This is a genomic window from Devosia indica, assembly GCF_003056405.1.
GTDB lineage: Bacteria > Pseudomonadota > Alphaproteobacteria > Rhizobiales > Devosiaceae > Devosia > Devosia indica.
The window spans coordinates 1-15909 of record NZ_PYVZ01000021.1 but is presented as its reverse complement, the minus strand read 5'-3'; the positions used below and the strand labels follow the sequence as shown (position 1 = coordinate 15909).

At 62.1% G+C, this 15909-nt stretch carries 12 protein-coding genes; 8 read left to right on the top strand and 4 right to left on the bottom strand.

The features are described 5' to 3' along the window. Window positions 1-136: 136 nt before the first annotated feature. The gene (locus DDE76_RS19440; RefSeq protein WP_157955880.1) at window positions 137-988 is read left to right on the top strand and encodes a hypothetical protein; all 852 of its coding nucleotides are present in this window, start codon (window positions 137-139) and stop codon (window positions 986-988) included. A 64-nt stretch (window positions 989-1052) separates the two neighbouring features. Here the strand turns inward: DDE76_RS19440 and ubiG are convergent, their stop codons facing one another. Together ubiG and DDE76_RS17305 are read right to left on the bottom strand one after the other, a co-directional pair. Beyond that, complete coding sequence (gene ubiG, locus DDE76_RS17310; protein WP_104892994.1) at window positions 1053-1790, bottom strand: bifunctional 2-polyprenyl-6-hydroxyphenol methylase/3-demethylubiquinol 3-O-methyltransferase UbiG; 738 nt, start codon at window positions 1788-1790, stop codon at window positions 1053-1055. 72 nt (window positions 1791-1862) lie between these two features. After that, a complete protein-coding gene (locus DDE76_RS17305) occupies window positions 1863-3068 on the bottom strand; it encodes a hypothetical protein (RefSeq protein WP_157955879.1) in 1206 nt (401 codons plus the stop codon). A 177-nt stretch (window positions 3069-3245) separates the two neighbouring features. On the opposite strand from DDE76_RS17305, the gene DDE76_RS17300 reads away from it, so the two are divergent. The 7 genes from DDE76_RS17300 to DDE76_RS17270 all read left to right on the top strand — a co-directional run bounded on the left by DDE76_RS17300 (window position 3246) and on the right by DDE76_RS17270 (window position 13141). Next, the gene (locus DDE76_RS17300; protein ID WP_104892996.1) at window positions 3246-4511 is read left to right on the top strand and encodes an aspartate kinase; all 1266 of its coding nucleotides are present in this window, start codon (window positions 3246-3248) and stop codon (window positions 4509-4511) included. A gap of 69 nt (window positions 4512-4580) precedes the next feature. After that, complete coding sequence (gene ptsP, locus DDE76_RS17295) at window positions 4581-6848, top strand: phosphoenolpyruvate--protein phosphotransferase (RefSeq protein WP_104892997.1); 2268 nt, start codon at window positions 4581-4583, stop codon at window positions 6846-6848. Window positions 6849-6924: 76 nt separating this feature from the next. After that, a complete protein-coding gene (prfA, locus tag DDE76_RS17290) occupies window positions 6925-8001 on the top strand; it encodes a peptide chain release factor 1 (protein ID WP_104892998.1) in 1077 nt (358 codons plus the stop codon). Beyond that, a complete protein-coding gene (gene prmC / locus DDE76_RS17285) occupies window positions 7998-8873 on the top strand; it encodes a peptide chain release factor N(5)-glutamine methyltransferase (protein WP_342748404.1) in 876 nt (291 codons plus the stop codon). The genes prfA and prmC overlap by 4 nt, the downstream gene beginning before the upstream one ends. Before the next feature lie 344 nt (window positions 8874-9217). Next, the gene (locus tag DDE76_RS17280; RefSeq protein WP_104893000.1) at window positions 9218-9826 is read left to right on the top strand and encodes a DUF4167 domain-containing protein; all 609 of its coding nucleotides are present in this window, start codon (window positions 9218-9220) and stop codon (window positions 9824-9826) included. 232 nt (window positions 9827-10058) lie between these two features. Then, entirely contained in the window at window positions 10059-12674 is a 2616-nt protein-coding gene (gene clpB, locus DDE76_RS17275) for an ATP-dependent chaperone ClpB (protein ID WP_104894868.1), read from the top strand. A gap of 125 nt (window positions 12675-12799) precedes the next feature. After that, entirely contained in the window at window positions 12800-13141 is a 342-nt protein-coding gene (locus tag DDE76_RS17270) for a VOC family protein (protein WP_104893001.1), read from the top strand. Between the two features lie 33 nt (window positions 13142-13174). Here the strand turns inward: DDE76_RS17270 and DDE76_RS17265 are convergent, their stop codons facing one another. Both DDE76_RS17265 and DDE76_RS19645 read right to left on the bottom strand, forming a co-directional pair. Next, the gene (locus tag DDE76_RS17265; RefSeq protein WP_157955878.1) at window positions 13175-15139 is read right to left on the bottom strand and encodes a M23 family metallopeptidase; all 1965 of its coding nucleotides are present in this window, start codon (window positions 15137-15139) and stop codon (window positions 13175-13177) included. Between the two features lie 327 nt (window positions 15140-15466). Continuing rightward, window positions 15467-15909: hypothetical protein (locus tag DDE76_RS19645; protein ID WP_157955877.1), on the bottom strand; the 443-nt coding region annotated here is incomplete at its 5' end.

The following is a 15909-nucleotide window of genomic DNA, read 5'->3' as shown; positions in this document are numbered from 1 at the left end:
TCTGTTTAACCACGGCAGTTTACCACTCCGGCAAACTTGCCGGCCGGACTTGGTAGAACTGCGGATTACGGCGCCGCTTGTGCCCGTGATGATCGCCCCCATGGTGGCTCTAGCCATCGCTTATTGGGAGATGATCATGTTGTACAAGCGTATGATTGCAGCCGTCATGGTGTCGGTTGTGTTGATGCCATCAATGGCCTCGGCCGATGGGCTGCTCGGCGGTGTGTTGGGTGGCGGCGGTTCGGGCGGCGACAGCGTGCTCGGCATTATCGGGGACGGTGACAGCGGCGCGCTGGTCACCATCAATTCGGGCAATGCCGGGGATAGCGGGCTGGTCAATGTCGGCGTTGGTGGCAGCGGCGGCGCCGTGACCGCCAATGTCGGTGGCGGCTCCTCGCCGGTGGTGGATGCCTCGGTACTGGGGTCGGAAGGCATTGCCGATGTCAATGCCAATCTGGGCGGTGTCGAAGCCAATGTGAATGTTGGTGGCTCCGACAGCCTTATCAGTGTCGATGTCGGTACCGGTTCAAGCGGCGGCAATGGTGGTAACGGCGGGAACGGTGGCTCTGGCGGGGGCGGAGGCAGCGGCTCCAATGGCGCGAACGGCTCCAATGGCAATAGTGGCTCCAACGGCGGCTGGTTCAATTTCGGCAATCGCGGAAATTCGTCTTCGCCGTCTGCGGCCGGCATCACGGCGGTCTGCGCCAACAATGCCAATCCGAGCCAGTTGATGGCGCTGTTCCAGAAAAGCTCGACCCGCGGCTGGAACCGGGCCAGCGGCATTCAGCTCATTCCGATCAAGGTCTGCGCCGATCTGCGACGCCAGATGGCCAATTGGCTCGCCGCCAACGGCGACTACCACCGCATGATTGGCGCGGTGGCGCAGGATCCCCTGATCAACGCCGCCCTCAGCCGCACCCAGTATCGCCCGGGCCATGTGCTGGGCGTGCACAAGCAGGGCGCGACGCTGATGGTCTACGTGTTCTGACTCTGCCTCCAGTCAGGGCGTAGCGGGCCGGTCGTCTCCCCCAGGCGGCCGGCCTCGCGGCGGTTCAGGCCGGGCGGGCGGCCAGCACCATGTAGTTGACCGCCATGTCGGGGGAGGCGCGCCATTCATCGGCCAGCGGATTGAAGGTCACGCCGGTCTGGTCGATCACGTTGAGGCCGTTGCGCTGCAACTGGGCGATGATTTCCTCAGGGGTGAGGAACTTCTTCCAGTCATGGGTGCCGCGCGGCAGCCAGCGCAGCACATATTCGGCCCCGATGATCGCCAGGGCCCAGGAGCGGGCGGTGCGGTTGAGCGTGGCGGTGAACATCAGCCCGCCCGGGGCCACCAGGTCGGCGCAGCTCTTCATGTAGAGCGGGACATTATCGACATGCTCGACCACTTCCATGTTGAGCACCACATCGAAGCTTTCCCCCGCCGCGACCAGGGCCTCGCTGGTAGTGGCGCGATAGTCGATCTCAAGCCCGGACCGCTCGGCGTGAATTTTCGCGATGGCGATATTGCGCTCGGCTGCGTCGATGCCGGTTACCGTGGCGCCCAAGCGGGTCAGCGGTTCGCACAACAGGCCGCCACCGCAGCCGACATCGAGAATGCGCAGCCCCTCGAAGGGGCGCAGTACGGACGGATCGCGATCAAAATGCCGGATCAGGTGGTCGCGGATATAGCGCATCCGCACCGGGTTGAACTTGTGCAGCGGCTTGAACTTGCCCTTGGGGTCCCACCATTGTTCGGCCATGGCCGTGAATTTGGCGATTTCGGCATCATTGACGGTGGTGTTGTTCATCGCACGGCTCCTTATGCCGCCATATGACCTGCAGGCCGGGGCAGGGGCAAGGCGCGGCGGCGTCGCAGGGGCCTAGTCTAGCGCGGCCAGGATTTCGGCGCGGCGGAACAGCGCCGTTGGCCGTATGGGGGTCAGGGCCGCGTTTGGCTCACCGGGCGGCGGCAGGGGCGTGGAAAGGTTCTCGCGGAATACCAATTGCGCCAAGCGCCCTTCGCCAGCGCGCATTATGGCGGTCATTGTGTCATATGGGAGCTCGAAGCAGGGGCCGCCAAGGCAGGGATCGTCGATCAGCGTGGCTTCAAAGCGCGAGGCCGACTGACGCCAGGCCGGGTCGGCATAGAACTCCGTCTCGCTGGAGAAGCCTTCGGGCAGTGGCCCCTCCGGCAGCAAATAACTGACGCCGCCTCCTGCCAGCCTCTCGGCTTCGGGTCCGAAGACCATGACCCGGATAGAGCCGAATGGTAGAACGGTCAGCGCAGCGTGAATTCTGGTTCCGTCTTCGAGCAGGGCGAAGGTTTCCCCTGAACGCCAAATGTCGGCCACAGCAATGTTATACGCCCCCTGTATTTCGACGATACCGCCGCGCTCTCCAAAACCAGGGCGAAGGTGCAAGTCCTGCCGCTCCACCGCGATTTCGAACAGAATACTGTTGAGTGTCCGGGCCGCTTTGCTGCGTAGCGCGCTTTCGGCAAAATCATACTCTGTGTCGTCCAAAAATGAGAAATCGGGAAGGACATCGAATGCGCTGTCCTGCTCCTGCGCTTCGCGAAGCTGTCGCGCGGCATCTGCCTGGAAATATTCCGCTGCTGGCGGCCAGTTCTCCCCGTAGTGGGAGGCCATCATGTTTTCATAGGTCAGCCCGGCCGCCTTCTCCTCATCCGAGAGGCCACCTGTGTCGAATGCGATGACAAGATCAGTATAGAGCAGTGGCACGATCTGGCTGCGGAGCCAGTCCACATGTGGGGCGGCGGGCGGACGGCAGCCGATCTCGTCGGCGATGGCGTTGGCTTCGGCAATCAGCCCATCAAGGTGCGTCTGGTAGGCCACTTCATCGACCATGCCGGATTGCCAGTCGGCATATATGGCAGTTTCTGCCTTGTAGTCGGTTTCCAGAATGGAGATGAAATTTCGCTCGAACTGCTTGAACAGATTGCATTGGGCGTCGAACGCCTCGCCGGCCTTGAGTTTGAGAAAATTCTGCTCATCAGGCTCTGCTGCGAGGATGGGGCCAAGCATAAGGCTGGCACAAAGCGCAAGGCAAACCGACAGATGCCGCATACTAGGGTGCTCCCGATGATTGGGGCAATTTAGCGCCGTGCCGGTATTGGACTATCCCCTCAATGGGGGAGAACTGGCAGGATTGTGATGCCCATTGATTGCGCAACGGCTTTGTGGCATGTCGCGCCCAACACTAAAGCGTAACGCCGGGTTCGGCGGATCAGCGGGGAAACTGTCTTGGCCCGTATCGTCGTCAAGTTCGGTGGCACTTCGGTGGCCAATGTCGAGCGCATCCGCAATGCGGCGCGCCATATCAAGCGCGAGGTCGAGGCGGGCAACGAAGTTGCCGTTGTAGTTTCGGCCATGAGCGGCAAGACCAATGAGCTGGTCGGCTGGGTCAACGAAGCCTCCAAGTTTCACGACGCGCGTGAGTATGACGCGGTGGTTGCCTCGGGCGAGCAGGTCACGGCTGGGCTGATGGCGATCGTTCTCTCGGAAATGGGCATTCAGTCGCGCAGTTTCGCCGGCTGGCAGGTGCCCATCCACACAGACGATTCCCATGGCGCGGCGCGCATCACCGATATCGATCCGACCGAGCTCGACAAGCGCATGCGCGAAGGCTGGGTGCCGGTGATCACCGGCTTTCAGGGCATTTCACCGCATGGCCGCGTCACGACGCTCGGCCGGGGCGGCTCGGATACCTCGGCGGTCGCGGTCGCAGCAGCGGTCAAGGCGGATCGGTGTGACATCTACACGGACGTCGATGGCGTCTATACCACCGACCCGCGCATCGTGCCCAAGGCGCAGCGCATGACCAAGATTTCCTTCGAGGAAATGCTGGAAATGGCCTCGCTCGGCGCCAAGGTGCTGATGATCCGCTCGGTGGAAATGGCCATGGCGCACAAGGTGCGCCTGACCGTCCGCTCCAGTTTCGATGACCCGGACGCGCCGCAGATCGCGCCCGATGGGACGCCGGGTGTGCCCGGCACGCTTGTCTGCGATGAGGATGAGATCATGGAACAGCAGATCGTTTCGGGCGTGACGCTCGCCAAGGCCGAAGCCAAGATCACCCTGCGCAAGGTCAAGGACAGCCCCGGCGTCGCCGCCGCCATTTTCGGCACGCTGGCCGACAAGGGCATTATCGTGGACATGATCGTGCAGAATATTGCCGATGATGGTGCGACGACCGACATCACCTTTACGGTGCCCGACAGCGAATATGACAAGGCGGTCAAGGCGCTGGAAGACAATGGCGGACGGTTCGAATATGCCCGTCTTTCCGGCTCCAAGGGCGGTGCCAAGGTCTCGGTAGTGGGCGTGGGCATGCGCTCTCACGCCGGTGTTGCGTCCTCGATGTTCAAGGCGCTGGCCGACAAGGGCATCAATATCCAGCTCATCACCACTTCGGAAATCAAGACCTCGGTGTTGATCGATGAAGAATATGCCGAGCTTGCGGTTCGCGCCTTGCACACCTATTACGGTCTGGACAGACAGGACGCCTGACCCAGTCGAGGGGACAAGGGCCGCGTCCTTCAAATAGGGGGGCGGCTTTGCGGGCCGCCTTGGAGAGGCATGGTCACGACCATAGGCGGCCCAAGGGTGCTGCTGCGGCAGTTGCGCGAGACGATGGCGGAGCCCCTGGCTTCGCAGGAACGTCTCGACAAAATCGTGGGCCTGATCGCCGAGAACATGCGGGCCGATGTGTGCTCGTTCTATGTGCTGCGCGATGATGGCGCGCTTGAACTGTTCGCCACGCGCGGCCTGAACACCGAATCGGTCCATTTGACGACGTTGCGCCTGGGCGAAGGCCTGGTGGGCCTGATTGCTGCCGAGGCCGAGCCGCTCAGCCTGGACGACGCCACAAGCCACCCTGCCTTTGCCTACCGGCCAGAGACGGGCGAGGAAAAATACAACTCCTTCCTCGGCGTGCCGGTGCTGCGGGCCGGCCAGACGCTGGGCGTGCTGGTGGTACAGAATGCCGACCGGCGCCACTATGGCGAGGACGAAACCGAGGCGATGCTGACCACGGCCACAATCCTGGCCGAGATGATCGCTACCAGCGATTTCGACAATCTGATCAAGCCAGGATCGGATATCGATCTCAGGCGGCCTCGCATGTTCAACGGCGTCAGCTTCACCGATGGCATCGCGCTCGGCAAAGTGGTGCTGCACGATCCGCGCGTCGTGGTGACCAATTTCATTGCCGAAGACACCGATGCGGAAAAGCAGCGGCTTGATGCGGCGCTGGCCTCGATGCGCGTGTCGATCGACGCCATGCTCGACCATGGCGATATGCAGCCGACCTCGGATCACCGGGAAATTCTCGAGACCTATCGCATGTTCGCCAATGACCGGGGCTGGGTGAACCGGCTAACCGAGGCGATCGACAATGGGCTTTCGGCCGAAGCGGCGGTCGAGCGGGTGCAGAACGATACCCGCGCGCGCATGCAGCGCCAGACCGACCCCTATATTCGCGACCGGCTGCACGATCTTGACGATCTGGCCAACCGGCTGCTGCGTGTTCTGACCAATACCAACCAGCCGGCGCATCGCGACCTGCCGGAGAACGCCATTCTGGTGGCCCGCAATATGGGGCCCGCCGAACTGCTCGAATATGACCGCAAGAAGCTGCGCGGCGTGGTGCTCGAAGAAGGCGGGGCGACGGCGCATGTGGCCATTGTCGCGCGCTCGCTGGGCATTGTCGCGGTGGGGCAGGCGCAGTCGATCGTTTCGATGTGCGAAGGCGGCGACGACATTATTCTCGATGGCCCGCTGGGTCAGGTGCATCTGCGCCCCACGCCCGATGTCGAGCAGACCTATATCGACAAGGTGCGGATTTCGGCGCGTCGGCGCGCCCATTATGCCGCGCTCAAGGACAGGCCGAGCGTCACCAAGGACGGCGTCGAGATCACGCTGCTGCACAATTCGGGGCTGGTGGCGGATCTGCCCATGCTCGACGATACCGGCGCGGCCGGGGTCGGGCTGTTCCGCACCGAGCTACAGTTCATGATCGCCAGCCGCTTGCCGCGTCTGCAGGAGCAGGTCGAGCTTTATGCCGAGGCGATGGAAATCGCCGGGGACCGGCCGGTGGTGTTCCGCCTGCTCGATATTGGCGGCGACAAGGTGGTGCCCTATCTGCGCTCGGCGGCCGAGGAAAATCCGGCCATGGGCTATCGCTCAATCCGACTCGGGCTGGACCGGCCGGGCCTGTTGCGCACCCAGATCCGGGCGCTGCTGCTGGCAGCGCGGGGTCGTCCGCTCAAGATCCTGGTGCCCATGGTCACCGAGACCTTCGAGTTTCGGCAAACCAAACAGGTGCTCTGCAAGGAAATGGACCGGCTCAGGCGGGCGGGACAGGCTGTGCCGGAAAAGGTCGAGATCGGGGCGATGGTGGAAGTGCCCTCGCTGCTGTTCGAGCTGGACCAGATAATGCCCGAAAGCGACTTTGTCTCGATCGGATCGAACGATCTGGTGCAGTTCCTGACAGCGGCCGACCGCGCCAATCCGCGCGTCTCCAAGGCGTATGATCCCATCGCCCTGCCGCGGCTGCGGGCCATTCGCCTGGTGGTGGATGCCGCCGCCCGCCACAACAAGCTGGTCACCATGTGTGGCGAGCTGGCCGGCAAGCCGATGGAAGCGCTGGCGCTGATGGCCATCGGCATGACGCGGCTATCCATGGGGCCGGCTTCGATCGGTCCGATCAAGGAAATGATCCTCAATCTCGAACTGGAGCCGGTCAAGGCCGCCATCTCCGAGGCGCTCAGCGTCGGGTCCAATGGCAATTCGGTGCGCAATTTGCTGACCGAATGGGCGGAAAAGCAGAACCTCCCCATGGGGTAGCAAGCGGCATTGGCCGCTTGATGTTGCGCGCCGGGGTCATTACACCCCGGAGCGTAATTTCGCTGAAAGACCAAGAATGCCCAACCTGCCCCAGGACAAGCTCGACGCCCTCGAAACGCGGTTTCAATATATTGAAGCCGCGCTCAGTGGTGGCGCGAGCCCGGATGAGCTGGCCAAGCTCTCCAAGGAGCATTCAGATCTCAGCGAGATCGTGGGCGAAATCACCGCCTACAAGAAGGCCCTCAAGGACCATGCCGAGGCCGAGGCGCTGCTGAAAAGCGGCGACAAGGAAATGGCCGAAATGGCCGAAATGGAAATCGAGGCGCTGGACGAGAGGATCGAGCAGCTCGAACAATCGATCCGTATCATGCTGCTGCCCAAGGACGAGGCGGACGAGAAATCCATTATCCTGGAAATCCGTGGCGGCACGGGTGGCGATGAGGCGGCGCTGTTCGCCGGTGATCTGTTCCGCATGTATGAGCGCTATGCGGCCTCACATGGCTGGAAAGTGACGGTGATGGAAGAGAGCCCCGGCGAGATGGGGGGCTTTAAGGAAATCATTGCCAATGTGTCGGGCAAGGGCGTCTATGCCCGGATGAAATATGAAAGCGGCGTGCACCGGGTGCAGCGTGTTCCGGCGACCGAGGGTTCGGGCCGTATTCACACCTCTGCCGCGACAGTGGCGGTGCTGCCCGAAGTCGAAGATATCGACATCGAAATCCGCAACGAGGATATCCGCATCGATACGATGCGCGCCTCGGGCGCCGGCGGGCAGCATGTCAACACCACCGATTCGGCGGTGCGCATCACCCACATCCCGACCGGGCTTGTGGTCACCTCGGCGATGAAATCTCAGCATCAGAACCGGGCCCAGGCGATGATCGTGCTGCGCTCAAGGCTCTATGAGATGCAGCGCGAAGAACGCGACAGCGCCCGTTCGGCCGAGCGCAAGGGACAGGTTGGGTCGGGTGATCGCTCCGAGCGCATCCGCACCTATAACTTCCCACAGGGCCGTGTCACCGATCACCGTATCAATCTCACGCTCTACAAGCTCGACAAGGTCATCACCGGCGAGGCGCTGGATGAGCTGATCGAAGCGCTGATCACGGAACACCAGGCGGCCCAGCTTGCCACCATGGAGCAGGGCAACTGAGCGAAAATCTCAGTATTGGCGCGCTCTGGCGCGGCTGGCGCGACGTGCTGGGCCGGCTCGGTTTTGAAACCGCCGCACTCGACGCCAAGCTGCTCACTGGTCATGCACTGGGACTGGACGCGCTGGCGCTTGCGACGCGTGAGCGGGACCCTGTCGCCGACGCGGATGCCGCACGGGTCGCCGCGCTTCTACAGCGGCGGATGGGCGGGGAATCGGTGGCGCGCATTATCGGCGAGCGGGAATTTTTCGGCCTCGCCTTTGCCCTCAATGCCGCGACGCTGGAGCCCCGGTCCGATACCGAGCTCCTGGTGGAGCTGGCGATCAAGACGCTGCCGGAAGGCGGAAGCCTGCTTGATCTGGGGACAGGCACCGGTTGCATTCCTGTTGCCGTGCTGGCCAACCGTTCCGATGCCACTGGGTTGGCGACCGATATCAGCCCAGAGGCGCTGGAGATGGCGCGGGGTAATGCGACGCGGCATGGCGTGGTGGATCGATTGGGTTTTGCGCGGGGGAGCTGGTTCGAGGCGCTGGCTGGCAATGAGGAAAGCGTGAGAAAATTCGATCTCATCGTCTCCAATCCCCCCTATATCACCAGCGCTGTTGTCGAGACGCTGGCGCCCGAGGTGAAGGATTTCGACCCTCGGCTGGCGCTGGATGGCGGGCCGGACGGGTTGGCCCCCTATCGAGTCATTGCGGCACTGGCGCAGGCGTTCCTGGTGCCGGGCGGCCAGGTGCTGGTGGAAATCGGCTATGATCAGGGCAGCAGTGTCAGCGCCCTTTTCGCCGAACACGGTTTTGCCGATATTGTCGTTCACAAGGACCTCAATGGCCTTGATCGTGTGATTTCAGGGCACCACCTGAAGGACAAATAGAGCGTCCGATTTGGACAAGGCGCAGTTTGTGCTAGTCAAACCGGGCCGAAGCGGTTAGTTTATGACTGCTGTCAATGGCGCATCATGGGCGCCGCGGCGATCACACCCGATCCAAAATGCAGTGAGCTGCTGGTGCAGCGCGGTTCCGGAAGACCGGGACGACGCGGGGGACGGGATGGACTTGTCCAGGGTCGCTGCCGACCGCATTCGGTCTTCATGAAGCCAGACGAGATTCCGCCCGGTGCGCACTTACCGCCGACGGAGTCAGGGCCAGATCGGGCCTTTTGCGCCGGTCCGCCCATTGATGTGACGCTTAGCTTTTTAGAGTTAGACAAAGCGACCCGATGAGACCTAATCAGAACAAGAACCGGCAGCGTGGCCGGAACGGCGGACGCAAACATGTCAATCCGCTGTCGCGCAATTATGAGAGCAACGGACCTGACGTTAAGGTTCGCGGCAATGCCTCCCACGTTGCCGAGAAATATATGCAGCTCGCCCGCGACGCCCAATCCTCGGGCGATTCGGTGATGGCCGAGAATTATCTGCAGCATGCCGAGCATTATTTCCGTATTGTTTCCTCCGCCCAGCAGGCCATGAATGGTCCGCGCGACGGACAGAGCCAGGACGAGAACGAGTTCGAAGATGACGGCAATGACGTCAATTCGCGTTTCTCGTCGCCGCAGCCGCCCCAGCCGGCTCAGCAGAACAATGACGGCGAAAGCGAGCAGGCTCCGGCCGCAGCCGAGGCGGGCGACAAGCCCGGTGAGGATGCCGCGGCAGCGTCGGCCGAGGGTGAGAGCGATCAGCCTGCCCGCAAGCCGCGTGAACGCCGCCCGCGCCGTCGCCGCAATGCTGGCGGTGAGGCGGGTGCTGCACCGGCTGATGCCAGCGGCGCGCAGCCTGAGCCGACGCCGGAACTGCCGGCCTTCCTGACAGGCAATGCTGCCGAATAAGGCGCGTTGAAAACCATCAAATGCCGGGCCCGATGCCCGGCATTTTTGTTGGCAATCAACGACCCCACCCTGCTGGGTGGAGATTCTCCTCTCGAGCCCCTTTTGTTCGCGCTTGAATGACCTACATCTAGGTCGGACGATGCGCCAATATGGGCATGGTTCGAACGACGCTTCCGACGTCATGCCGGTGCCTTTGCTGGGCCGGGTGGCGGGCGAGACAAGGAGAGTTGCATTGAATATCGAAAAATACACCGAGCGGGCGCGCGGCTTCATTCAGAGCGCGCAGACCGCGGCCCTGGGCAAGGGCCACCAGCAGTTTTCGCCGATCCACCTGCTCAAGGTTCTGCTTGATGACGACCAGGGCATGGCCAATGGGCTGATCGGGCGCGCCGGGGGAGATCCCAAGGCAGCGCGGGCGGGTGTCGAGGCGGCACTGAACAAGATTCCCAAGGTTTCCGGCGATGCCGGGCAGCTTTATCTCAGCCGCGAGTTGGCCAAGGTCTTCGACACCGCCGAACAGGCGGCACAGAAGGCCGGGGACAGCTTTGTCACGGTTGAGCGGCTGCTGCTGGCGCTGGTGATCGAGAAGGATAGCGATGCCGGCAAGGTGCTGAGTTCGGCCGGGGTGACCGCGCAGGGACTTAACACGGCCATTGAGGAAATCCGCAAGGGCCGGACCGCAGACAGTGCGTCGGCGGAAAACACATATGACGCGCTCAAGAAATATGCGCGCGACCTCACCGAGGACGTGCGCGAAGGCCGGCTCGACCCGGTGATCGGGCGCGACGAGGAAATCCGCCGCACCATTCAGGTGCTGAGCCGCCGGACCAAGAACAATCCGGTACTGATTGGCGAACCGGGCGTGGGCAAGACGGCGATTGCCGAAGGCCTGGCGATCCGCATCGTCAATGGCGACGTCCCGGAATCGCTCAAGAACAAGAGCCTGCTCGCGCTCGACATGGGCGCGCTGATCGCCGGCGCCAAATATCGCGGTGAGTTCGAAGAACGGCTGAAATCCGTGCTATCGGAGGTTCAGGCCGCTGAGGGGCAGATCATCCTGTTCATTGACGAGATGCATACGCTGGTCGGCGCGGGCAAGAGCGAGGGTGCCATGGATGCGTCCAACCTGCTCAAGCCAGCTTTGGCGCGCGGTGAGCTGCACTGCGTCGGTGCGACCACGCTGGATGAATATCGCAAGCATGTCGAAAAGGACCCGGCTCTGGCCCGGCGCTTCCAGCCGGTCTTCGTGTCCGAGCCCACGGTGGAAGACACCATTTCGATCCTGCGAGGCCTTAAGGAAAAATATGAGCTGCATCACGGCATTCGCATTGCCGACTCGGCGCTGGTCAGTGCAGCGACGCTGTCGAACCGCTATATCACTGACCGCTTCCTGCCCGACAAGGCCATCGATCTGATGGACGAGGCGGCTGCGCGGCTGCGCATGGCGGTCGACAGCAAGCCCGAAGCTCTGGACGAGCTGGATCGCAAGATCATGCAGCTCAAGATCGAACGCGAGGCGCTCAAGAAAGAGACAGATGAGGGGTCCAAGGCCCGGCTCGAGCGGCTTGAACACGATCTTGCGGGGCTCGAAGAGCAGGCACAGACTCTCTCGGCCAAATGGCTGGCCGAGAAGGAGCGGCTGCAGGGTTCCACCAGGATCAAAGAAGAGCTCGATGCCGCTCGCAGCCAGCTTGAGATTGCACAGCGCCAGGGTGATCTGGCCAAGGCCGGCGAGCTGGCCTATGGCGTCATCCCGGATCTGGAAAAGCGGCTTGCCAGTGCGGATGATGCAGATGGCGACGGCCAGCCCGATCCGGTGATGGCAAAGGAGACCGTTGAACCCACGGACATTGCCCAGGTGGTGTCGCGCTGGACCGGCATTCCGGTCGACCGGATGATGGAAGGCGAGCGCGAAAAGCTGTTGCATATGGAAACCTCGCTGGGCGCCCGGGTGATCGGGCAAACCGAGGCGGTGGCGGCGGTCGCCAAGGCGGTGCGGCGTTCGCGTGCCGGCTTGCAGGACCCGAACCGGCCGATTGGTTCGTTCATGTTCCTGGGACCCACCGGCGTGGGCAAGACCGAGCTGACCAAGGCCCTGGCGCAATTCCTGTTCGACGACGAAACCGCCATGGTGCGGCTCGATATGTCCGAATTCATGGAGAAGCACTCGGTGGCCAGGTTGATCGGCGCGCCTCCAGGCTATGTCGGTTACGATGAAGGCGGGGTGTTGACCGAAGCCGTGCGGCGTCGGCCTTACCAGGTGATCCTGTTCGACGAGATCGAAAAGGCTCATCCGGACGTCTTCAACGTGCTGCTGCAGGTGCTCGATGATGGCCGGTTGACCGATGGCCAGGGTCGCACGGTGGACTTCCGCAATACGGTGGTGATCCTCACCTCGAATCTGGGTGCCGAATATCTGGTGGAACTCAAGGATGATGAGCCGGTGGACCTGGCTCGTGGCAAGGTCCTCGACGCTGTCAAGGCGGCGTTCCGGCCCGAGTTCCTCAACCGGATCGACGAGATCCTGCTGTTCCACCGCCTCGGGCGCGAACATATGGGCAATATCGTCGATATCCAGTTCGGGCGGCTCGAAGGGCTGCTCAAGGATCGCGACATTGCGCTCGAGCTGACACCGAAGGCCCGCGAATGGCTAGCCAATGAGGGCTATGATCCGGCCTATGGCGCCCGCCCGCTGAAGCGCGTCATCCAGCGTGAAGTGCAGGATGAACTGGCCGAGGAAATTCTCTCGGGCAAGGTCAGCGACGGAGATCGGGTCGTGGTGGATGCCGATGAGAGCGGAATCGTGCTTCGCCCAGGCGAATTGCCGGAGGCCGGGGCAGCGGCCTAGCCGTCTGCTGGGCTAACGAAAAGGGGCCGGTCCGAGGACCGGCCCCTTCCATATAAGCCTTGCAAATTCGCGAGGTGCGTAATAGAACATAAAGTGAACAAATGGCCTGAGTGCCGGAGTGGAAAATGAACGATCGTATCGACTATATCGAGTTTCCTTCGACCGACAGGCGGGCCACGAGCGGTTTTTTCCGCGCCGCTTTCGGTTGGGGTATTGTCAGCTATGGACCCGACTATGATGGGCTGGACGGGGCGGGCATAGACGGGGGCGTCGATCAGGCGGCCGAACGCGTCCAGGCCAGCATGGCGGTTGTCCGCACCGATGATCTGGACGACGCCGAGCGGCGGGTTGTCAGAGCCGGTGGCGTCATTACTCGTGCCCAGTTCGATTTTCCCGGCGGGAGACGATTCCACTTCCGCGAGCCGGGTGGCAATGAACTGGCCGTCTATGTAGCGCGGCCGGAGTAGCGCGCGCCTTGGCGCGGCTCTGCTGAAAGCGCTCTAGTTCGCCTCGGCGACTGAAACCGGTGCGGGGTCGCGGGCCATCAGATCGTTGATCTGGGCGATGGTCTGGTCGAACTCGTCTCGATATTGCGCGGCCAGTACATTGTCCTTGGGCAACTTGACGCTGAGCGGGTCGACCAGGTTGCCGTTGATCTTGATTTCGAAATGCAAGTGCGGGCCGGTCGATTGGCCGGTCGAGCCGACATAGCCGACGACCTGGCCCTGCCGGACGCGGGAGCCAACACCAAGACCTTCGGCAAATCTGGACATGTGGCCATAGGCGGTCTCATAGCCATTGACGTGCTGGATCTCGACCTTGTTGCCATAGCCGGACTGCCACTTGTAATAGCTGATCACACCATCGCCCGAGGCATAGATCGGGGTACCGGTCCTTGCGGCCAGGTCGACGCCGGTATGGAGCCTGCGGGTTTTGAAGATCGGGTGGATGCGATAACCAAAGCGCGAGCGCAGCGTGCCACCGCCTTCGAGCGGACGGCGATTGAGGAAGCGCTTTCCGGTTTCCCCGTCGGGGTCGTAAAAATCGACCACCCCATCATCAGTGGTGAAGCGATAGAGCTGGCGCGTGGTGCCCGACAATGTCAGGCCCACATAAAGTAGTTCCTCTTCGGCGCCGTCCCCGGTATCGCCGGCTTCAAGGATTTCGATGGTGTCGCCTGCGGCAACGCGCTTGGTCATGTCGATATCATAGGCAAACATGGCGATGATGCGCTCGATGGTGGCATCGCTCAGATCGTGCTTGCGGCCGGTCTCCCAGATGGAGCGATAGATGCTGGGCAGATTGCCCACACTGATCTGCTCGACATCTTCGGCCGGAAAATCCACCCAGTCCGGCTGCAGGCCAACGACATATTGTCCGTTGTCGCTCAGCGCCACGGTGGCAATGTGCCGATCCCCCGGTGCACCTTCAGGGCGGTAGATCGACATGCGATAGGGAACAAGACTGGCCGCGCCGGTGCTATGGGGACCATAGAGAATGCGCAACCGAATGCCAGCCGGCAGGCCTGCCGCCGGCATCAGATTGGCGAGGGTTCGTTCAATCATCCCGACCTGGGCCGGTGTGAAGCCATTGCGCACCAGCGTATCGGACAGAGGGCCGATTTCGCGGACCGTCAGAAAGCGCTCGGTGCGGCCCAGTGTTTCGCCAGACGCCAATGTCGTCTTGGGGACGACCGTGACGTTCTCGGCCACCCCGGCCACAGCATCGGCTTGCGACGCTGCCAGATCCTGCAGGGTCGGGGCCAGGGCGGCATAGGCCAGAGCCGGCCCGCCGCCATCAATGGTGAAGGGCGCGCCGACCATGGCGCGGACAAAATCGGCGGCGCCCTGATCCGAAATCGTGCGGTTCGGCACGAAATCGTCCGGCATGGCCGACTGATTGACGGCGACCTCGCCATCGACGTCGGTGCCATAGACATCGGTGGCGATGTCGAGCGCCGCGCTGGTCAAAGGCTGGGCTTTGTTGAGTATGGCAACCGGATCATATGCCGGCACATCGGCCGACAGCGAGGTGGCCGTGGTGGCCAGGGTCGCACTGATGCGGACGAAAGGCTGATTGCGGATGATCTCGCGGCCGTCAACGATCTGGCGGGTGGCAGCCTCAATGATTTCACGGTCCGAGCGGGTGGCCGCCACGGGACGAAGACGCGAGGTCTTGGAGGTCAGATCGGTCGCCAATGGCTGCTCGACCCGAGGGGCCGCAAGATTGAGTGCGGCATAGGCGGTCGAGAAGGTGTCCTGCCCCTGAAATGAGACATAGAGAGCGGCGCCCATCAACAGAACACTGGTCAGGCCTGTCAGCACGGTGCCGCTGAGCCAGGCAAAGCTCAGCTCCCGTCCCTGCGGGATTTCGCCATCGGTGGACTGCACGGTCAGCGCCGGACCGTCTTCATAGCCGGTCGCCTGCAGCATGGCCGCATGGCGTCGTCTCTGCGTCGCGTTCAACGCTCCATCCTTCATTAGGCTGGTGGTACTGTCTTGCCCCGCCGGTTGGCCGGCTTGGACGCCAAGGCGCCGTGCACAAACCTAGAGTCACGCGCGCACGTTAGCAATGGTTCTGCCCTATCACCGAAAAATGCGGCAAAACTGGGGGACAAGGCCCGTCCCGATCCGGACTTGAAATCGGCGGGAAAAGCTCCCACTTTGCAACTGGCGCCGGAAAGGCCGGAAATCACTGGTCGTTTGGTCGAGTTTTCCACATGCGGCGAGGATGGGCAGGCTGAAAAATGTCAGTTTTGTCATTTGGGGGCTTCCCAAGTGCAAAACCGATCCCTATAACCCGCCCATCGCTGAAGAGCGCGGCGCCATACGGCGGCGGGCACGGAAGCAAGCCTCTGAAATCAAAAGCAATTTAGGTTTCAGATTTTCAAGTTTCGGCTTCTGACGAAATACGAAAATAGGTTGTTGACAGACTAAAGCGTCTCGAATACAACCCGCCAGCGCTGACGACGCGAGCACTTGTTGCTCCCACAGTTCGGCGCAATCTGACAGGGCAGACGATCTGCCGGGCAACCGGAGCTGAGATCGTGTTCTCTGAAGGAATTCAGGAAGCATTGCTTCCAATCGACGTGTCAGCCGGTGACGGCGATGGGTCAGCTCTTTGACATTGTGAAGAATAGAAGAAAGAGAAACGTGGACGGCGAGGTTCTTGCGAACTGGTTTGGAAGCAATTCCTGACTGGTTGTAAAAGACTTCGATGGGTGCACGTTTTCTGA

Bases quoted from the DNA above. Each gene is read 5' to 3' on its own strand.
- DDE76_RS19440 (WP_157955880.1), top strand. From the start codon at position 137: ATGTTGTACAAGCGTATGATTGCAGCCGTCATGGTGTCGGTTGTGTTG.
- ubiG (WP_104892994.1), bottom strand. From the start codon at position 1,790: ATGAACAACACCACCGTCAATGATGCCGAAATCGCCAAATTCACGGCC.
- DDE76_RS17305 (WP_157955879.1), bottom strand. From the start codon at position 3,068: ATGCGGCATCTGTCGGTTTGCCTTGCGCTTTGTGCCAGCCTTATGCTT.
- ptsP (WP_104892997.1), top strand. From the start codon at position 4,581: ATGGTCACGACCATAGGCGGCCCAAGGGTGCTGCTGCGGCAGTTGCGC.
- prfA (WP_104892998.1), top strand. From the start codon at position 6,925: ATGCCCAACCTGCCCCAGGACAAGCTCGACGCCCTCGAAACGCGGTTT.
- DDE76_RS17280 (WP_104893000.1), top strand. From the start codon at position 9,218: ATGAGACCTAATCAGAACAAGAACCGGCAGCGTGGCCGGAACGGCGGA.
- DDE76_RS17270 (WP_104893001.1), top strand. From the start codon at position 12,800: ATGAACGATCGTATCGACTATATCGAGTTTCCTTCGACCGACAGGCGG.